Here is a 4,503-nt window from a genome sequence, read left to right on the forward strand (position 1 = left end):
AGATAAGGTTGATAATTACAATCTCGGCATATATAGAATGCAGGTTATCTCGGAAAATAAATTATTAATGCGTTGGTTAAAGTTACGAGGCGGTGCAGAGCATCATAAACGTTGGAAAGAAAAAAAGAAAGAGCCGTTTCCTGCTGCTATCGTTATCGGTGCAAATCCAGCGGTAACTTTGGCAGCGGTTACGCCGATACCTGAGAATATTTCGGAATATAATTTTGCTGGTTTACTCGGTAATGAAAAAGTAGAGCTGGTGCAATGCAAAACTATTGACCTCAAAGTACCTGCACATAGTGAAATAGTGTTGGAAGGTTATGTAAGTTTAGAAGAATATTTGCCTGAAGGTCCTTTTGGGGATCATACCGGATATTATAATGATGTTGAGGAGTTCCCTGTATTTACGCTCACCGCGATAACGATGAAAAAAAATCCTGTATATTTAAGTACCTATACAGGAAAGCCGCCTGATGAGCCGTCTATACTAGGTCAAGCATTAAATGAAATTTTTATTCCTATCTTGCAGCAACAATTCCCCGAAATTGTTGATTTTTGGCTCCCTCCTGAAGGATGTTCATATAGAATGGCAGTAGTATCAATTAAAAAATCCTATCCCGGTCATGCTAAAAGAATAATGCTCGGAATTTGGTCTTACTTGCGGCAATTTATGTATAGTAAATTTATTATCGTTGTAGATGATGATATTGATGTTCGTAACTGGCAAGAAGTAATTTGGGCAATAGCAACAAGAAGCGATCCAAGACGTGATACGACTTTTATAGATAATTCCCCGATAGATTATTTGGATTTTGCATCACCCGAGTCAGGGCTTGGTAGTAAAATGGGAATCGATGCAACAGATAAAATATACCCTGAGACAAATAGAAAATGGGGAAAAAAAATAGAAATGAGTCAGGAAGTTATCGACAAGGTGGATAAGATGTGGGATGGTTTAAAGATATAAGCAACCGTCATTGCGAGCGACTAAAAGGAGCGTGGCAATCTCATGAAACAGTACAAAATGCCTGAGATTGCCACGTCGAGGCTTTGCCTCTCCTCGCAATGACGGTTAAAACAGTAACACATTATCGGAACTAAACATGTATAATATCTCGCACGAAACTATAGTTAATAATTTCCAAGAAATAGCCGATAAATATCAAGAGCTTATTTTGCATTTTATGCAAGGTAGGGGAAGTATGATTCCTAAAAACCTGATTAATAGCGATAAAAACAGAATTATAGCCTCTTTAATGGTGGAACAGTTTTGGGCAAATCCTGAAAAATTTTGTCAGCTTAATATTGAATATATTGATAAATTGAGAGAGCTTACAGCAAATAGCTTTGCAAAATTTGTCGGTAGTCCGGCAAAAGCTGTATTTTCTCCGGATAATCGAGATAAAAGATTTAAAGACTCTTCATGGGAGGATAATGCTTATTTTGACTTTGTTAAACAATATTACTTGCTTTCTTCGGGGTGGCTTAAGAAGAATATAGAACAGTATGAGCTATCAAATGATCTCAAGCAACATTTAGAGTTTGCGACTAAACATTTTATCGATGCGTTTTCACCTTCAAATTTTGCTTTTTGTAATCCAAAAGTTTTACGTGAAACATTAGAAAGCGGCGGTCAGAATTTAGTACAAGGACTAGAAAATTTCTTAAGAGATATAAAAAGTTCCGGTGATATATTAAATATTAAAACTACCGATAAATCTGCTTTTAAACTCGGTGAAAATATTGCAGCAACAAAAGGAAAAGTCATATTTCAAAATGATTTAATGCAATTAATATGTTATGAACCGAAAGAGAAAGTTCATAAGATCCCGATATTTATTATTCCGCCCTGCATAAATAAATATTATATACTCGATTTATCTCCGCATAATTCTCTAGTGTCTTTCTTAGTAGAAAATAATTTTCAAGTTTTTCTTGTTTCATGGGTTAATCCTGATATCTCTTTATCGAAGAAAGGTTTTGAGGATTACTTAAAAGATGGAATTTTAGCACCTTTTGAATATGTTAGAAGCCTTGGTTTTGAGAAAATTGATTTTGTCGGATATTGCATGGGCGGTACATTCCTTGCTATAATTATCGCCTATTTCAAAGCAAAAAAAATAGATTCTGTTCATAGTAGCACTTTCTTTACTACTGTGCTTGATTATACTCATCCTGGCGAGCTTGGAATATTTTTTAATGAAGCTACGATTAATTACATTAAAGAAGATATAAAATTAAAGGGTTATTTTGATGGAAAGTATTTATCAAATAGTTTTAGTTTGTTAAGGGCGAATGATTTAATTTGGATGTTTTTTGTCAATAATTATTTACTCGGTAAAAAACCAATGCCTTTTGATTTGCTATATTGGAATGAGGATTCTACCAACTTACCGGCAAGGATGTATGAGGAATATTTGCAAAATACATATTGCAACAATTTATTAAAAGAACCTGGTAGTTTGGAGGTACTTGGCACTAAGATAGACCTAAATAAAGTTGATTGTAATTCTTTTTTTGTAGCAGCAAAAGAAGATCATATAGCTCCGTGGCGTTCAATATATGATGGTCTGAAACTATTAAAAGGTCATAAGATTTTTTGTCTAACCGATTCAGGGCATGTAGCAGGTGTAGTTAATCCTCCGGCTAGTGCCAAATATAATTATCGTCTTAACGATGACTTAAGTTTAAATAGTAATGAGTGGCTTACGAAAGCCAAAGAGTATCAAGGTTCGTGGTGGAATTATTGGCTTGAGTGGCTTGTAAAAAATAACAATTCTGAACTAGTAAAGTCTCTAGATTATAAGAATATGAAAACTATTGAAGAAGCTCCCGGAAGTTATGTTAAGAAGTAGGTGTTGTTGCGTATTTCGTCATTGCGAGGAAATTACAAAGTAATTGACGAAGCAATCTCAGGATATTTGACGAGATTGCCACGCAGTCTACGACTGCTCGCAATGACGATTTGCAAACCACAAGCCACGCCTAAAATATAAATAAGTCATGAAGAGAAAAAATAATAAATTTATAGAAATATCTATTGCCTTTATCTTGGGAGTTGCTTTAGGCATTTATGGACAGAATCCGGATTATTTTACTGATCTGATAAATCAAAAATTATTAGTTTCATCTACTCCGCAAATAAAGCATTACAATATTTCAGAGCTTTCAAGAAGTAAAGTTAGTACATGTTTTACCCCGCCGTCCGGATGTACTAAATTTATAGCGAATCAAATAGATAAAGCTGAAGAGTCTATTTATATGCAGGCATACGGTATGAGCGATGCACTAATTACTACTGCACTCATTAATGCACAAATACGAGGAGTAAAGGTTAGAATATTGCTCGATCGTAGTAATTTAAAGCAAAAATTTTCTAAATTGCATGAATTACAACGAGCAAAAATTGATGTAGGTATAGATAAAGTACCGGGAATTGCTCATAATAAAGTTATAATTATCGATAAAAAGAAAGTAATAACCGGTTCGTTTAATTTCACAGCTGCCGCTGATAAACGTAATGCTGAAAATGTGATTGTTATAGAAGATCAGGAACTAGCAGAGTCTTATTTACAAAATTGGTTAAACAGAAAAGCAAGTAATTGAGGGGATTTCTACCGTGTCATACCGCGACTTGATCGCGGTATCTTTTGAGTTATACTAACTGCTTTACAAGATACCGCGATCAAGTCGCGGTATGACAGTGTTAGTTATTTTTTAAGCAGATTTCTTATTGAAGTTTTTTTGTACTTGTTCTGCCATATTTTGCATATTGTTAGAAGTATGGTGAACATTTTCGGCAATATGCTTATTTGCAGCTTCAAATATTTTGGTTGAAGACTCATAAGCAATACTTGCTAATTCCTTAGCATTGTCCATAGATGTTTCGCAAATAGATTTTAAACATTTTTGATGACATTCACTAGCTTGTTTGAAATCTTTAGAATTTGCTGCTTCTTTAGTAGTATTTAAAATAGTATTGACATTATTTTGTATAATCTCAGAATTTTTCTTAAGCAAAGCTTGCATACTTTCCGTAGCAATTTGGTTAGTTGTTACAAGAATATTCATAGCTCTTTGCATTGTATTTGTGACAGATGAAAGGTCTACACTAGGGATATTTTTCATAGAACTCATATAAAATTCTGGATTCATATAGGACTTCATTAAATCTAAAAATTGTGTATTATTTAACATTATTCATTCTCCTAAAATAAATTAAATTTTGTAAATATTTTATGAGGCTCCACGAACATTTCTAAAAAGATTTAATTTTGGATATTTTTTACTACAAATTGTAAGATTTTCTTGAAATAGGACTGCTATTCTTTCAAAAATCTTATTAATTTTTGTTAAAAAATATCTTAAAATAAAAAACCAATTAGAAATGTTCATAGACCCTTAAGAAATTGTTTTGCTTTTGCATTTTATAGGTTACGTATATATAAACATACACCCTTAATCTATGCTAACATTTATAAAATTATGAGTCAATAATTGTTA

General features: G+C 33.1%; 4 protein-coding genes. 3 read left to right on the top strand and 1 reads right to left on the bottom strand.

Features of this window, described 5'->3' with window-relative positions; genetic code table 11:
• The 3 genes from AC1Z7D_RS05975 to pld all read left to right on the top strand — a co-directional run.
• A partial coding sequence (locus AC1Z7D_RS05975) for a UbiD family decarboxylase (RefSeq protein WP_482602840.1) occupies positions 1-967 on the top strand: 967 nt, incomplete at its 5' end.
• Positions 968-1,103: 136 nt separating this feature from the next.
• A complete protein-coding gene (locus AC1Z7D_RS05980; protein ID WP_482602842.1) occupies positions 1,104-2,855 on the top strand; it encodes a PHA/PHB synthase family protein in 1,752 nt (583 codons plus the stop codon).
• A 148-nt stretch (positions 2,856-3,003) separates the two neighbouring features.
• Entirely contained in the window at positions 3,004-3,606 is a 603-nt protein-coding gene (pld, locus tag AC1Z7D_RS05985; RefSeq protein WP_482602844.1) for a phospholipase D, read from the top strand.
• Between the two features lie 111 nt (positions 3,607-3,717).
• Here the strand turns inward: pld and AC1Z7D_RS05990 are convergent, their stop codons facing one another.
• Positions 3,718-4,197 (bottom strand): phasin family protein, encoded by a 480-nt coding sequence (locus AC1Z7D_RS05990; RefSeq protein WP_482602846.1) that lies wholly within the window; start codon positions 4,195-4,197, stop codon positions 3,718-3,720.
• Between the last annotated feature and the right edge of the window lie 306 nt (positions 4,198-4,503).

It is taken from the genome of Rickettsia sp. (genome assembly GCF_965035265.1).

Coding starts and splice junctions, on each gene's coding strand:
- AC1Z7D_RS05980 (WP_482602842.1), top strand. CDS start 1,104: ATGTATAATATCTCGCACGAAACTATAGTTAATAATTTCCAAGAAATA.
- pld (WP_482602844.1), top strand. CDS start 3,004: ATGAAGAGAAAAAATAATAAATTTATAGAAATATCTATTGCCTTTATC.
- AC1Z7D_RS05990 (WP_482602846.1), bottom strand. CDS start 4,197: ATGTTAAATAATACACAATTTTTAGATTTAATGAAGTCCTATATGAAT.